Raw genomic sequence first — 15,431 nt, 5'->3', positions numbered from 1 at the left:
AGAGAACAAGTCCCTAGTTCTTAATGATTCGATTCCACTCACCATTAATTCTGAGCACGTCGAACGAATTAAGGACTTGTTATTATAGCATAAAATAGCGTTTTGTCAAGACAGCTTTAGCTTTTTCCTCACTTCCTGATAACGCCAAACCAAGAATAAACTCAAAATACTCAGCGCGATATCCCCGTAAAACCAGGGATTATTCCGAACATCTTTCTGTCTATTAGAAGCGTTTCTCTCGCTCTCCGCGCAAAAATCCTTACAAGCTGATTCTTGATCTATGCCCGCAATTCCCTCTCCTCCGGCATTATCGGCCAATAACGATACTTTTTCCGGCAAATCTGTATCGTTTGCTTTTGCTTTTGAAATCGCATTGTTTACTTTTTCCGAAATTAATTGATTTAAAAAATCCTCGATGCTGAAACTTTTTTCCAGCTGCGAAACCGCGCTTCTTGCCAACAATGAATTAATCGCGATGTCTCCTATCGCCTCGCCTTCGCCGCCAGCGCCTTCCTGCCCGTTAATATTTTTTGAAATATCGGCAAGGGTTGCGATGTTTTCTTTCGAAGACGCCGCGAAAGATTTTGCCGAGTTTTCTTTGTTCGGAGTTGGAATATCAGCCCACTGCCATGAGTTATTTATAAAAGCATAGCTCTTGCCATCTTTTGCCGATCCATAAGAAACTTCTGATAAAATTTTATCCGCCGGCCAAATCAAGCTCACTTTGCCGCCTTCATTGGCAAGCACCAAGCCGCTTTCGCTTCTCTTGATCGCCAAAAATTTTTTGGGCTCAATAAATCTATCGCCGGAAAAAACATATTGCTTGCCGCTGGTTTTTGCGCTACTCGACAAAATCCACCCGAGAAGATTCACCCTTTTATCTCCGGAATTAAAAAGCTCGATCCATTCGCCGTCTTTGTCGGCGCCCGGCGGATTAGGAAGAATTTCGCTTAAAATAATTTTATCGGAAAATTCCGGCGCGATAATTTTTAATTTTAAAGAATCTTCGCTGATATTTTCGCCGTTATTCACTTTTAAGATCACGTTATATTCTCCGATTGCATTATAAATATGCGAAACATTTATTCCCTTGGCGCCAGTTTTGTCGCCAAAATCCCAACTGAAGATCAAGTCTTTCCCCGTAGAATCGAAAGAATCTGAACCGTCAAAATCAATATTTTCTCCAATTACCGCTTCTCTGTCCGCGCCCGCTTCCGCTACAGGAAAACTTTTTGAAACAGGGCTAATGCTCGCAACGGGATTGCTGCTGGGTGTCGAGGGTGGAATCGGACTTGAGGCGGGTGCTTGCGAATTTTCAATCGCCGGTTCAATCGGACTTGCTGAATTTTGCGGATTAGAAATTGTTTGCAAAACAAAATCCATACTATTATTGTCCATGTCCCATCCATTGCCAAAAAATTTATCCGCGCCGCTAGCCAAAGTATCCCTAGTAGAATCAATACCGGATTTGCGCTCAAGAGATTGCCCAGCTAACGGATTTTCTAAAAAAGCGGCCGCTTCGAAGTCTGCTGATGCTCCCCAGCCAACTTTATCAGAAACAACTCCTTTATCGTTATAAAGAAGAATTGCATTATCAGACGATAAGGAGTAACTTTTAGGCCATTCTATATTTGATGGCGCTGAACCTTGATAGCTTTCTTTATGGGTTAAGAGTAAATAACCGTGAGGCTTGATAACCATATCTTGAAAATAACTATTCGCGACTAATACGCTTTCAGTTCCTGTCTTCGTTTTCTTTTTCAAACTATAGCCGGTTAAATTTATTTCTTGATCCGTCGGATTATATAATTCTATAAATTCGTCATCGGCCGTAACCCCCGCTATTTGTATTTCCGAAATTACGGCATGATCCGTTCCCGCAGCATGCGCCGACTCAACCAAAAACCCCAATAATAAAATTGGGGTTAAAAAAACAACGATTAGATTTTTCAATTTAAAATTGGTTTGAAGACTTTTAAGCATAAACTTAGTTTTCTGTGAATTTAAATATAGAATAATTTTAAATTAAATTAATTTATTTAAAATTATACCGTTTTAGATATAGAAAGGTACTTAATCCCTTTTTCTCTCGCTAACGGTTTTTAATACTCAACCTTCCCTAAGATGTCGGCCTTTCCTATTAATCCAAAGTGCGTGCCATCTAGAGAACCTGAAGCAAGATTGCCCAAAAGAAGATAAGCATTTTCAGGAATAACACCTTTATAATCCCTTTCGTAAAGCGAAAGCATCCGGTAGCCGCTTTCGCCAATAAGGTACGGTTGACTTTGCGCATTTTTCAGAACTTCACCCTTGATTAAAATGTTCCGGTTTACCCCGTTAGAGGTTTTACCTCTAACGGGGCCGCTTTCCTCTTTCTGTAGGCGAAAACTATCACCTGGAATTCCTTTGACGATTTTAATCAACGGAACCGGGTTGCCGGCATAAGAATAAACAATTATATCTTCTTTTTTAATTTCGTTGCAATCATAATAACCAAAAAGGATTTTCACGGTCTCGCCGGGTTCAATCACGCCGGTTAAAGAATTACCGCGGACGATTTTTTCTTCAACACTGGAAACGCAACCCTGTTTTTGGACAATACCTCTTTCTATTTCAGGAGAAAAAAGCTTTGTCTCGGGCGAAAGAAGCACGGCAAAAACAGCCAAACTAACCACAGCAAAACCAGATATTAATATAATTATGGATTTGGCATTTATTATGATTTTTATATTCTTAATATGTTTTAAGAAAAATAGAGTTGACCCCAACTCCCAGGTTATCAGCTATGGGCATGTGTAGGTAACTTCCAGGTGCCCCAAGGGAAATGGCAATTCGCCAGAATATTCTGTTATTGATGTTGACTTTGTGCAGCAACCACCGCAACTTGCAGTATACACTGTCCCAGCCGGAGTGCCGGCGTCTGTCCCTGAATTCGAGCTTGAGACGCTTGCGCAATATGTGCAGCTGCCTGTTGCGCTGCATGACGTTATGGTGGCTCCCGGCCTGCTGACGCTTGCGCTTGCCGTTTGCCACTCCCATGCAGTGACGCTGCATGTCGCATAAATAAAGGTGTCTGCCTGCTTTTTGGTGTATGTTGTGTTGCATGAGCCTCCGCTGCCTATCTGTGTTCCCGGCTTGAGGTCAACTGTGAACATATTGCCGCTGGAATTAAAAATCTGCTTTGATACGCACTTTGAATTTCCGATTGTGTTGTCCCCAAAGCAGTAGTTAGCGTATGCAGTACAGGTCTCGCTTGGCAGATATATCCTTGAGAACCATGATGTCGTTTTTATACCTTGCATGTTTCCTTGGTCATAAAGCACTATTGTTCCGCTTCTTCCGCCGCCTCCTCCGCTTTGCGCATCCACATACCCCTTTGTCGCAACATCAGTAGAAGCAATCGGAGCCGCCAGATTGATGATTCTGTTTCCTGTTATATCAATATTTCCACCAGAAACAACCAATTTGCCGGTTGTCGGATTCGTCGTCCCGATGCCAACATTGCCGTTTGGCACTAGTAAAACATTACCAAAACCTTGAATCCCTAAAGCGTTTACTTGCAAATTACCGCTTTTAATCTGGCCTGTAAGTCCTGTATTTAATGGAATGGAAACATTTGGGTCAGGATTTGGAGGATTGACGGACGGTTCGGTCCAGGCGAGAACCGCGTAACCCAAACCTGCAGACAATGTTATTACTCCAAAAATAAAGGCAATGTTTTTGATAGTTTTGTTTGGTTGAAACATAGGTTTTGATTTAAGATATTAAAATTTAAAATGATTTTTGAATTTGAAATTAAAAGCTTATCATTAACCCGCTACTCATAAATCTTGCTTCATAAATCATTATTTCGCCGGGGCTGTCAAGCTGTCAATGATTTCTTTGGAAACCGGAGTCGGGGTTGGCGCAATCTCAATAGCTTTGCCGGTTTTAGGATCAACCGTTGGTTCTTTGTTTATTTGCGCGGGAGGCGTAAGAGAATCGAGGATTTCTTTGGAAACAGGCGCCGATTTTTCACCCGAAACCGGAGCCGTCAAACTGTTGATTATTTCTTCCGCTGTTTTTTCTTTGGGTACGGCTGAAGCGGCAGGGACAACAGGAATCGAGGATTTTTCTTTATTGCCGAAAAAAGCGAAAATTAAAAAAACAGCGGCAATTAAAATAACGCTGATCGCCGCGGCGGAAATTAAAAATTTTTTGTTTTTAATTAATTCGGATAATCCGTTCATAATTTATATTATAGCATAAAAACGGTTTAATGCGCAATGCGGGTTACTCGCCGCTGCTTTAATTTAAACTTATAACCTATCTTTTTTTAAAAACTGCGCCGTGTTCTCCACCATAAAAACAATCCCGAGAAAATTTTCTCGGGATTGCAATACTCTCTACACTTCAAATTTTATTTTATCTACTATATTCTTGCCGATTTCTTTATTCAGCGCTTCTATGATTTCATATTTTTCTGTTTCCAGCTTTTCAATAAAAAATTCGTCCAGCACCGCCACTGTCAATTCGCCTTTTTTAAAACTGATCGCTTTGCACTTCTCTATGAAAATCTTATCGAACATTTTAAAAATTATCTTGTCCCACAAATCGCAAATGCCCGCCGCTTTGATATTTTCATCTATCCCGGCGCGATTAACCGCTTGATTTAAAAAAGATTTTAACCCGACAAAAGCCATAAATTTGGAGTTTAAACCACTTTGGGCATTATGACATATAAATAATTACTCTTGGCGTCTTCCGGCTTCAGTACAGCCGGAGCGCTTCCGTTGTTTATGCCCAAAATCACCTTTTCGTCAAAAATCACGCTCAATCCTTCCAAAAGCTGTTTATGATTGAAAACAATTTCAATATCTTCGTTTTTTTCTTTTGTTTTTATCTGGGCTTTGATTTTTGCTTCATTAGAGCCAATTTGTTCGGATTCTGACTTAATTATCACCAAAGACTCGGCAATATTGGTTTTAAAAGACACGTTCATCAGCTGTGTATCGGAAAACAAACCGGCAATCCTGATCAAATTAATAAGTGGTTTAGTTTCAAGGGTAATTTCGGTCTCAAAAGCTTGCGGAATTATCTGCTTGTAATCGGGGTATTTACTGTCAATCAAACGGGAAATCAGGCTAATGCCGTCCATCGAGAAAAGAATTTGATTGGCGGAAAGGGTAATTTCCGTTATCGCGGCATTGTCCAAAACCCGGATTAACTCTTGGGCGGTGTTTTTCGGCAAGATCACCGAAACGTTTTCTCCCTGCTCAAAATCGCCTTTAGCCAAAGGAATGATCTTTTCCGCCAAGCGATGGCTGTCGGTTGCGACTATTGTCAGAATTTTTTTAGAAAAATCAAAGAATAAATAAATTCCGCTCAATTCGGGGCGGACCTCGCTGACAGCGGAAGCCATAATCGTCGACAAAAGAGCATTTTTAAAATCCACATTTTTTACTTCACCCACAGGTTTTTCGTTTAATTTGGGAATAATTGGGAACTCCCTTGCGTCCATTCCTTTAACATTGGTGGTAATTTCATCCAAAAAAACATTTAATACATTGTTTTCGCCTGTTTTAAACTTTATTTTCTTGTTTGGCAGTTTGGCGATATAAGAAGACAGGACTCTGGCTGGAATAGTAATTGATCCTTCTTTTTCAATTTTGGCGCCGATTCGATAACTGACCCCGATTTCCAAATTAGTGGCGGAAATTTTTAGTCTGCCATTATCCGTTTCCAAAAGCACATTTGATAAAATTGGCAAAGTGGTGTTTTTGGTAATTATTTTTTCTACCGCCAGAAGCGCTTTGTTTAAATTTTCTTGCGTACAAATAAATTCCATAAGTTTGATTTTAGAAGATAATATATTATAAGTTAATTTATATATATAAATTATTACTATTATTATTAAGAAGAATAATTTTGGGGAAAAGCCTTAAAGGTTTATATTATAAAAGAAAGAAAAAGAATTAAAGGGGTGGATAATTGATCGAAAATAGGGAGAGGTTTTGGGGATAAAAATTCAGAAAAACTTTTTTAGCCGCGCCCCTTTTTTTTATTCAGAAATTAAACAGAATCAATTCACTTTTTTTACACCGTTTTTTAAATAAAATTAAGAGTTATCAACAAGTTATTCCGCGGAAAAAAATTATTGATTATAAATTCTTTGTTTGATCAAAATTATTTCTTGTTCAATATTTTTGTCCAAAGAAATATCTTCCTGGATTTTATTGACAGCATGCATGACGGTGGTGTGGTCTTTTTTCCCCAAGACTTCCCCAATCGAAGAAAACGAAGTATTGATTTCCGAGCGCATCAGGTACATAGCTATCTGGCGAGGTTTGACGATCTCTTGTTTGCGGCTATGCGCTGATAATTCGTCGACGTTCACATTATAAAATTCCGAAACGATCTTGATAATTTCTTTGGTCGTGGTTAGTTTGCGGTAAGAAGCGGAAACCACATCGGCTAAAACACCTTCTACTTCTTTCAGGGTTATGGTTTTCGCGCTGAATTCGGTCAAAGCTTGGACCCGCTTCAGGGCGCCTTCCAGCTCCCTGATGTTTTTTTGGATATTGGTGGCAATATAATTTAAAATATCCGGAGAGATATTCAGGTTTTTTTCTCTGGTTTTTGCTTTTAAAATAGCCATTCTTGTCTCAAAATCAGGGATACCGATATCGGCGATCATTCCGCCTTCAAAGCGGGATCTTAGCCGCTCTTCCAGGGTAGGGATCGCTTTTGGTGGCCGGTCGCTGGAAAGAACGATTTGCTTGTTTTTTTGGTATAAAGCGTTAAAAATATGGAAAAATTCTTCCTGAGTTTTTTCTTTTCCCGACAGGAATTGGATATCGTCGATAATTAAAACATCAAACTTTGCATATTGTAATTTAAATTTATCAACGGTTTTATCGCGGATAGAGCTGATCAGCTCCGAGGCAAATTTTTCCGAAGTCGTATAGCAAATTTTTTTATCAAAATCATTTTCCACCACTTGGTTGCCTATTGCTTGCAAGAGATGGGTTTTCCCCAAACCGACGCTTCCATAAATAAAAAGCGGATTATAATTCGTGCCCAAGTTTCTGGTGACGGCTACACAAGCGGCGTGAGCCAGTTCGTTGTGGCTCCCGACGATAAAAGATTCAAAAGTATAGCGCGGATTTAAATTTGTTTCAGAGTCGATAAAAACACAATTTTGTTCGGTCGTTTTGTTTCGCGGTTTTTCTTGTTTTTGCTCCTCGTTATTTTTAGGCTCGGTTTTTGTTTTGTTCTTGGTTTCCGGCAGTTCATTCTTCGGACCCGCCGCGGCAGCGCCGATGATATATTTTACAATTTTTATTTCCCCGGTAATATCCTGGACAGATTTTAAAATAAATTTATGGTATTTGTTTTCGAGCCACTCTTTTGTAAAACCATTGGGCACGCCAATCACCACTTCGTTTGTTTTTTGGGATATAATGGAAGTATTTTTTAACCAAGTTGTAAAACTGGCTTTGCTAAGAATTAATTCCAATTGTCCCAAGACTGCTTGCCAAAGCTCTTGATTATTCATGGTTTTAGATTCAAAAATTAAAAACCTGTTGCCCGTGCGTTAAGCAAAGGAAAAAAATAAACTATCGCGCTGGTTTTCGCAATGGTGAAATAAAACTAAGGAGATCAAGTTTATAGTCTAAGTGTATAAAATTTTCAGTTTTCATTGAGTTTTTTTATTATAGCATCATTAGAAAGAAGATAAAAGGTGTAAAAAGTGTAATATTGTTTATAAGTTGTGGATGAATTGTGGAAAAGACAGGGCTGAATGATTAAAATTATAATAACGCATTAAGATAAAAAAGTCCACTGTGTTTTGTTCAAAATAATTTTAGCGGTAAAGGACCGGCACAGATAATTTTTTAATTCGAAATGCATAATTTAAATCGATCCCTTACCGAGAGCTTTTCCTTGTTTATAAAACTTGTTGTAAGGCTTTGCGGGTTGGCGCGATATTTTTAATATTCGCAGGATTTTTGATCATTCGCGGGGTTGACATCAGGGTCTAATATTGGTAAAGTAGATAAGTAGATTATGCGTATAATTTAGATAAAAAATAAACATGAAAAGAACATATCAGCCAAAAAAAAGAAAAAGAATTAAGACCCATGGTTTTAAGAAAAGAATGGCAACCGCAGGCGGGCGAAAAGTGTTAGCGCGAAGAAGGCAAAAAGGAAGAAGAAAACTTGCTCTATAAATTAAAGAGTTAAAAAGCTCATGCTGCCTAAAAATTATCGCTTAAGATTAAAAAATGATTTTGACAGGCTTTTTAAGGAAGGCAGTTTTGCAGGTCAGGCATTTTTAACCTTAGGGTTTATTAAAAATAAGCTGAATAATTCCAGATTTGCGGTTATTGTAGGGAAAAAAGTAAGCAAGAAAGCGGTTACCCGCAATTCAGTTAAAAGAAAAACGGCGGAGATTGTCAGGCTGAATTTGGAGCAAATTAAACCCGGTTTTGATCTGGTTTTTATCGCGAAGCCCGAAATTCAGGGAAAGAAATATAAGGAGATCGAAACAGTTGCATTGAGTCTTCTCAAGAGAACAAAGCTTATTGAATAGAATTTAACCCGCGTTTTTTGTTTCACATATAGCTTTATTTGCCTTTATCCAATGGGTTTTACAGGTTTAGGCAAAAAGCTGAGGAATAAAAAAGGCGGGATAAATAATATTAAGGCGTTCCAATATGCTGAAAAAAATCCTTCTGGCACTTATTAAAATTTATCAGAAAACAATTTCGCCGGATCACGGTATTTTTTCTTTTTGGCTTAAAAATAAAGTTTGCAGGTTTTATCCCACTTGTTCCGAATACGCTTATCAGGCGATTGAAAAAAAAGGCTCTCTCGAGGGATTAATATTGACGCTCAAGAGAATCAGCCGATGCCATCCTTTTAATAAGGGAGGCTACGATCCGGTAGAATAAGACAAAAACTTAAAATATTCTTTCACTTTTAATTTTTAGTTTACAAAACATGTCTATAACTTCACTGTTCAATTCGTTGTTTTATGAGCCTATTTTAAAGGTTTTAACGATCATTCAAAATATTATTCCCGGCCATGATTTTGGCTGGGCGGTAATTATTTTGACAGTATTAATTCGCCTTTTACTTTGGCCTCTTGCTTCCAAGTCGATCAAGTCTCAGATGGCTTTGCAAGCGCTTCAGCCGGAAATTAACGCGATAAAAGAAAAATACAAAAACCAAAAAGAAAAACAGGCGCAAGCGATGATGGAGCTTTATAAAAATAAAAACATTAATCCCGTGTCAGGGTGTTTGCCGGTCTTAGTTCAATTTCCTGTTCTTATCGCTCTTTACTATGCGCTTAGCGCCAATCTTGCGATACAAGACGGCAATACAAATTTTATGTTTTTGGGAATTTTAGATTTAACCCAGAAAAGCCTTGTTTTAGCGATTTTAGTGGGAATTTTACAGTATTATCAGACAAAAATGATAATGGTAACGAAGCCGAAAACAAAGGAAAATGCCGTTCAAACCAAAAGGGCTGATTCGTCCGAAGATTTTTCACAAATAATGAATAAGCAAATGCTTTACGTGATGCCGTTTGTTATGGCGTTTGTGACTTTTTCTCTTCCGGCCGGCATTGCTTTATATTTAGTAATAACTACCGCTTTTTCCGTTGTTCAGCAGTATTATACGACGGAAAAGTCTAATTAAAATAAAGTAAAACTATGGAAGAAACATTAAAAGAAAAAATTATCATAGCTGTTAAAACTGTGATTAATTTTGTAGATCCGCGGCACGAGGTGGTTTACGAGGAACTTTCTCCGAATTTTTATATTTTTACCATCAAAACAACCGAGTCCTCTCTGCTTATTGGCCGTGAAGGGGCCAACATTGGCTCTATAGACCATTTAATTAAAATGTTGTTGAGAAAGGATGCGTTGAATGCTCCGACTTTTATAATCGATATTAATAATTATCGGCGAGATAAGATAGAAAGACTCAGGCAAATCGCCAAAAGCGCCGCTTTAAGAGTAAGCTGGCAAGGAAAATCTGAAACATTAAATCCGATGAGCGCTCTGGAGCGAAGAATAATTCATATGGAACTGTCGAATAGTCCGCTGGTGGAAACAAAGAGTATCGGTGAAGATCCCAACAGATCGGTTGTTATTAATCCTTTGAATCAAAAAAAGAGCAAAAAGAACATTAACATCGACGAAATTATTAATTCATAGACTGAAAGTGGAAGGTAGAAAGTGGAGGGTGGCTAAATTTTTGAATGCCGCTTTCTATTTATCCATTTTCCACCACCTGTGCTTACTATAAGGCAAAAAATCGCTTACAATGCAACTTTTTCAAGTATTGCGCGAATAATTGACGGGGTGCTGGCGCTGGTCGTTACCGCTTATTTAACGCGATATTTAGGACCGACCGGTTTTGGCAATTATATTATTGTATTTACGTTTTGGTATATTTTTACTGTTTTAGCGGATTTAGGATTATATCAAATCACCGTTAGAGAAATTTCTCAAAATAAGGAAAAAGAACAGGAAATTGTCAATAATGCTTTTGCGCTCAGACTAAGCGCTACCGCCTTAGTTTTTTTTATTGGAATTTTATTGCTTTTTTTTCTGCCGTATTCCTATGAATTAAAATTGGGCATGGTGATCGGGGCGGCGGGTTTTCTGGCTTTGTCCGGCGGGCAAGTGTTAGTCGGGGTGTTCCAAAAAAATCTGAGGATAGATAAGATCGCGTTGGCGGAAATTATCGGGCGGGTGGCGCAGCTCCTTCTTACGCTGTATGTTATTGAAAGAGATCTGGGTTTTTTAAATGTTATTTCGGTGTTTTCGGTTTCAGCAATAATTAACTTGGCGGTTGTTTCTTTTTTTGCCAATAAATTCGTCAGATTAAGATTGGCGTTTAATATGTCCGTCTGGAAAAGAATGGTCAAGGAAGGCTGGCCATTGGCTATGGCGGCAATTTTTGTGATGATTTATTTCCGCTTGAACGCGATCATCCTGTCTTTGATAAAAGGAGAAGAAGCTGTCGGCATTTTCGGGGTGGGATATAAAATTTTGGAAAACCTGATTTTTTTCCCGACAATGTTTGTCGGCTTGGTAATGCCGATCATGAGCCAAACAGCTAAGAACGATCTGGTAAAATTTAAAGAGGTTATACAAAAAACCTTTAACGCTTTAATCATATTTTTAATTCCAATGGTCGCTTTTACTGTTATTCTAAGCGATAAAATCGTCTATACGATCGGAGGGAAAAATTTTGCCGATTCAGCCGGCGTGCTGAATATCTTAATTTTCGCGACTGCTTTGATATTCTTGGGAACTTTGTGGAGCAATGCCATTATCGCTTTGGGCGCGCAGCGCGAACTGGCTAAGGTATATTTTTGGGGTGCGATAATGAGCCTTGTTGCCAATATATCATTGATCCATTTCTTTTCTTACAATGGCGCGGCTTGGGCGACGCTGTTTACGGAATTTTTAGTTACGGCGATGATGATGCTTTATTTACGGAAATTAATTGCTTATACTCCCGCTATCAAGAGATTGTCGAAAGTGGTTGTTGCGACTCTTGCCGCATCCGCGCTGATCGTTTTAATCGGCAATAAGATTATTTTTGGCTCCCCTATCATCGCGCTGGGCGCGCAGTTGGCGCTAGGCGGTATTTTTTATTTTTTAGCGCTTTTCTTTCTTAATGGAGTTAATGTAAAAGAAATAAAATTATTTTTAAAAAAATAAATTAAAACTCGCCGCGCGGAACACGAAATATTTTTATTGTTATGAAAAAAAACATCGAAACAATTTTGGCATATCTGAAAAAATTTCCGATAGTTATGGCCGGGAATGATTTTTTAAAATTAAACAAAAAAGTATGTCTGGGGATTTTTTTTATTACGGCCAGCTTGGCGCTGTCCGGACTTATAGTCTGGCAGCCTGTTTATTTTTTATTATTTTTAGCGGCAATTTTGTTTTTAGTGATAGTTTTTTGGAAAACGGAAGAAAGCCTGTTGGCACTGGTTTTTTATTTGCCTTTTCAAGTTGCGCTTAATGTGACCGAAAGCATTGATTTGGCTTCAAGCCGGATCTTTATTATTCTTTTGTTTATAGTTTGGCTAGTTAAATCTTTGGCAAAAAAGAAGCTGGTTATCCCTTACAGAACGACAACTTGGCTTCTTTTGGTTTTTTTGGGCCTAATTGCGCTATCGGCTTATTTTTCGATCGATCAAGAAAAATCAGCGATCAGATCATTGTTTTTTTTCAGCATCATCCCGCTTTATTTTATTGCTGCCGGTTATTTTAACTCGACAGCAAAAATTACAAAAGTTATTTATGTTCTGTTATTTTCCGCGGCAATAGCGGCCATAGCGGGCATCGTTCAGTTTTTGAGCCAGTTTATTTTTGGGATTGACGCGATAATGGATTTTTGGTCAAAAAATATCGCTTATTTGTTCTATGGCCAATCTTTTGGCAAGGTGGTTGTTGCTAATCCCAGCTGGCTGGTCAATGTCGGAGGGGAAACATTTTTCCGGGCCATTTCTTTTTTTCCGGATCCTCATATGTTTGCTTTTTATTTGGGATTAACAGCGCCAATTGCTTTATGTTTAGCCTTTTTCTCCAATACTTTTAATTTTTCTTTTTGGCAGAAGTTTTTGCTTTGTATTTCCAACGCGATTTTATTTTTAGCTCTTGGCCTGACTTTTTCTCGCGCGGGATATGTTGGCGCGTTTTTCGGCACTGCCGCGGTTATTTTTTTGGGTTGGAGATATTTTGATAAGCGGATCAAGGTTATTGTAGTGACGGCTGTTTTGGTCGGCGGTATTGCGATCTTTAGTTCTCCGAATCCGGTTATCACCCGATTTTTTAGCAGTTTTAATCCTGCCGAAGGGTCGAATTCCGAGCGTTTGTTAAATTGGCGCCAATCGATTAAAATTATAGAAGACTATCCCACCCTCGGTGTGGGGGTTGGCGCGTATGCCGAGGCGCTTAATGCGCGCTCTTCCGAGAGATCTTCTGTTACCGCTCATAATACCTATTTGGATATTGCCGCGGAAATTGGCATTCCGACTTTACTGATCTGGGTACTTATTTTGATCTCAACGGTTAAGGTTTTTTTATTAATTTTGAAATCAAAAGAACGCGAATTATCAAAAGAAAAAGTCATTTCTCTTGGCTTAGTCGGGGCTTTTGTCTGGTTCTCTGTCCAATTGTTTTTTGACACCGCGATCTATTCGCCGACCCTTTTGGCGGTTTTAATGATTTATCTGGCAATCAGCGTAAACTTAGGAAAAAAAGTAGCCGTTTAAACAATGTCCAAAGTTGCTAATGCTGCGCTTTTAACAAATTTTTAAATCATTAACTTAATAGGCGAAGGTAAAATGAATTTATTTTTATTCAATTTAGCAATAATTTTAGGCGCAATATTTTTCGCCTATTTTTCCTGGCGAAAAATTGAATTAGGGATTTTGACGATTGTTTTTTGTCTGCCTTTATATTTGGTAAGACTAAATATTTTTGGCGTTCCTTCGACCGTTCTTGAGCTGGTAATTTATATTTTATTTGCCATTTGGTTTATTAAAAATTCTCGCCATATAAAATTACGTGAAATAATTCCGGACAGGATGCTTGGAATAGGAATAATCCTGTTATTGGCGGGAGCGACAATTTCTACAATTTTATCCAGCGACTTAAAAACCAGCGCCGGAATTTTAAAAGGCTGGTTTTTTGATCCGTTTTTATTTTTTATTATTTTAGTTTCGGAAATAAGAACTTTAAAACAAAAAGAAAATATTTTAAAAGCGCTTTATTTTTCCGGATCATTGGTGGCGCTTGTAAGCCTCGTATATTTAATTTTTCCCGCGCTAAGCGGGGTTTCGTATGATGGAAGATTGCATGGTTTCTATTTATCGCCGAATTATCTGGCCATGTATTTAGCGCCGGCTTTGATCGTCGGAATATATGTATTTCTGAAATCAGATTTTAAGACATTGAATATCAAAACTTGCCAACCGTTCTCGATTACAATGGGGACCCCCCTCCCCCCCTGTTGCTCGCCTCGATTCGATCAAGGCGAAGCGGGTAATCTCAAACAGATTGGCAAGTTTTGGCGCAGTAAAGGATTTAATTTATTCATCTTGTTGATAATTTTTTTGGCGTTGTCTTTCACTTATTCTTACGCGGCGTGGTTCGCGGCAGCTGTTGCAGTTTTTTTATTGATTTATTTGATAGCGCCGAAGAAAAGAAAAATATTTTTTGGCGTTGTTTTTTTAATTTTGTTCGTTTCGTTTTTCGGCCAAAGCGGAACCGGTAAATTTGAAAACCTAAAGGATTTGTCTTACCGGTCTTCTTACAATTCTCGCCTGATGATTTGGCGCTCCGCTTGGGAGATCGGGAAAGACAATTGGCTGACTGGAATCGGTCCGGGGAATTTTCAAAAATATTATTTGGATTATCAGATTAGATTTTCCGAGCCTTATTTGGAATGGGCGGTGCCGGAGCCGCATAATATTTTTCTGGCTTTTTGGCTGGAAACCGGCATTTTGGGGCTTGCGGGATTTTTTGTAATTTTGGCGTGGTTTTTTAAAAAAAGCGTAAGTTTATTAAGTTTATCATTGCGAGGAATCCGCCCACTGGCGGAGACAAAGCAATCTAATAATTTTTTGGACAGAGAAAATTTTTTATTGATTGCCGCTTTATTTTCCTTAATGGTTTATACTGTAGTGCACGGGCTGTTTGATACAACTTATTGGAAAAACGATCTGGCGATAATTTTTTGGCTAAATCTGGGGTTGCTGGCTGCAATAAAAAAAAACCGCTAATTAATTAGCGGTTTTTTTAAAATTGGCTGCTGATCCACGAAATACCCTCACAAATAGCGGAAGATGCCGCATTATCGCTGCAGGTCTGATAGATTACCACGATGATCACGACGACAATAGCCACTACTATTATAATAAGACAGCCGGTTCCTCCTATCGCGGCAACCACTGCGCCCACTAGCCAGGCCACGGCTTGCGCTAATGCCCGTGCGGCTGCTTGGGCTACTTGTGTCGCAACTCGTGCTGCCGCTTGTTTGGCTTTTATAGCCGCTTGTCTGGCTACCTGAGCGGCTCTTTGATTCATTTTTTCTTTAAGCTCTTTTTTAGCTTTTTCCTGCATTTCTCTTATCATTTTTTTTCGGGGATTTTTTCTTTCTTCCTCTTCTCGTTTTTTTTCAATTTCTTTTTGGCGTAAGCTTGCGGGCAATTGGTTACCGCTTTTTGCCCCATAGCGGTTCATATACCTGTCGGCTTGTTTACCGGCCGGTTCTTTTTTTTGTCCGCGTTGCCATTCCTGCTGCGGTTTAGCGCCTCCGCCGTATTGCTGTATTTGCGGCTCTTCCGAGTCCGCCAGTTCGATGCTGTCTTGCATTTGTTGCGCAAGGATCGTTTCCGCTTCCCTTTTTACT

The 15,431-nt window shown here is 38.9% G+C and carries 16 protein-coding genes; 8 read left to right on the top strand and 8 right to left on the bottom strand.

The features are described 5' to 3' along the window. Positions 1-105: 105 nt before the first annotated feature. The 7 genes from Q8N37_03510 to dnaA all read right to left on the bottom strand — a co-directional run bounded on the left by Q8N37_03510 (position 106) and on the right by dnaA (position 7,537). A complete protein-coding gene (locus tag Q8N37_03510; protein ID MDP3057560.1) occupies positions 106-1,983 on the bottom strand; it encodes a lamin tail domain-containing protein in 1,878 nt (625 codons plus the stop codon). Positions 1,984-2,102: 119 nt separating this feature from the next. Continuing rightward, positions 2,103-2,675, bottom strand: coding sequence for a signal peptidase I (gene lepB, locus Q8N37_03505; GenBank protein MDP3057559.1), 573 nt, complete (start codon positions 2,673-2,675; stop codon positions 2,103-2,105). A 108-nt stretch (positions 2,676-2,783) separates the two neighbouring features. After that, positions 2,784-3,746, bottom strand: a complete 963-nt coding sequence (locus tag Q8N37_03500; protein MDP3057558.1) for a hypothetical protein — start codon at positions 3,744-3,746, stop codon at positions 2,784-2,786. A 99-nt stretch (positions 3,747-3,845) separates the two neighbouring features. Then, a complete protein-coding gene (locus Q8N37_03495; GenBank protein ID MDP3057557.1) occupies positions 3,846-4,229 on the bottom strand; it encodes a hypothetical protein in 384 nt (127 codons plus the stop codon). A gap of 156 nt (positions 4,230-4,385) precedes the next feature. Next, positions 4,386-4,682 (bottom strand): DciA family protein, encoded by a 297-nt coding sequence (locus tag Q8N37_03490; protein MDP3057556.1) that lies wholly within the window; start codon positions 4,680-4,682, stop codon positions 4,386-4,388. A gap of 11 nt (positions 4,683-4,693) precedes the next feature. Next, positions 4,694-5,827: a DNA polymerase III subunit beta gene (gene dnaN, locus Q8N37_03485; protein ID MDP3057555.1), complete on the bottom strand. Its 1,134-nt coding sequence runs from the start codon at positions 5,825-5,827 to the stop codon at positions 4,694-4,696. 306 nt (positions 5,828-6,133) lie between these two features. After that, a complete protein-coding gene (gene dnaA / locus Q8N37_03480) occupies positions 6,134-7,537 on the bottom strand; it encodes a chromosomal replication initiator protein DnaA (protein ID MDP3057554.1) in 1,404 nt (467 codons plus the stop codon). 540 nt (positions 7,538-8,077) lie between these two features. On the opposite strand from dnaA, the gene rpmH reads away from it, so the two are divergent. The 8 genes from rpmH to Q8N37_03440 all read left to right on the top strand — a co-directional run bounded on the left by rpmH (position 8,078) and on the right by Q8N37_03440 (position 14,802). Further along, positions 8,078-8,212 carry a 50S ribosomal protein L34 gene (gene rpmH / locus Q8N37_03475; protein MDP3057553.1) on the top strand — a complete coding sequence of 45 codons (135 nt, stop codon included), beginning with the start codon at positions 8,078-8,080 and terminating at the stop codon, positions 8,210-8,212. A gap of 20 nt (positions 8,213-8,232) precedes the next feature. Continuing rightward, the gene (gene rnpA / locus Q8N37_03470; GenBank protein MDP3057552.1) at positions 8,233-8,574 is read left to right on the top strand and encodes a ribonuclease P protein component; all 342 of its coding nucleotides are present in this window, start codon (positions 8,233-8,235) and stop codon (positions 8,572-8,574) included. Between the two features lie 124 nt (positions 8,575-8,698). Next, entirely contained in the window at positions 8,699-8,935 is a 237-nt protein-coding gene (gene yidD, locus Q8N37_03465; protein ID MDP3057551.1) for a membrane protein insertion efficiency factor YidD, read from the top strand. Positions 8,936-8,984: 49 nt separating this feature from the next. Beyond that, on the top strand, positions 8,985-9,686 hold the full coding sequence (locus Q8N37_03460) for a YidC/Oxa1 family membrane protein insertase (protein MDP3057550.1): 702 nt from the start codon (positions 8,985-8,987) through the stop codon (positions 9,684-9,686). Positions 9,687-9,700: 14 nt separating this feature from the next. Next, entirely contained in the window at positions 9,701-10,207 is a 507-nt protein-coding gene (locus Q8N37_03455; protein MDP3057549.1) for a R3H domain-containing nucleic acid-binding protein, read from the top strand. Positions 10,208-10,285: 78 nt separating this feature from the next. Beyond that, positions 10,286-11,725, top strand: a complete 1,440-nt coding sequence (locus tag Q8N37_03450) for a flippase (protein ID MDP3057548.1) — start codon at positions 10,286-10,288, stop codon at positions 11,723-11,725. A 41-nt stretch (positions 11,726-11,766) separates the two neighbouring features. Further along, positions 11,767-13,290 (top strand): O-antigen ligase family protein, encoded by a 1,524-nt coding sequence (locus tag Q8N37_03445; GenBank protein MDP3057547.1) that lies wholly within the window; start codon positions 11,767-11,769, stop codon positions 13,288-13,290. Positions 13,291-13,362: 72 nt separating this feature from the next. Beyond that, positions 13,363-14,802, top strand: coding sequence for an O-antigen ligase family protein (locus Q8N37_03440; GenBank protein MDP3057546.1), 1,440 nt, complete (start codon positions 13,363-13,365; stop codon positions 14,800-14,802). A 16-nt stretch (positions 14,803-14,818) separates the two neighbouring features. On the opposite strand, the gene Q8N37_03435 is transcribed toward Q8N37_03440, so the two are convergent. After that, positions 14,819-15,431: hypothetical protein (locus tag Q8N37_03435; GenBank protein MDP3057545.1), on the bottom strand; the 613-nt coding region annotated here is incomplete at its 5' end.

It is taken from the genome of bacterium, from assembly GCA_030693205.1.
In the GTDB taxonomy this organism is placed as follows: domain Bacteria; phylum Patescibacteriota; class Minisyncoccia; order JAHIHE01; family JAHIHE01; genus JAHILZ01.
The sequence above is the reverse complement of the archived record's forward strand: the minus strand, read 5'-3'. Positions and strand labels throughout refer to the sequence as shown.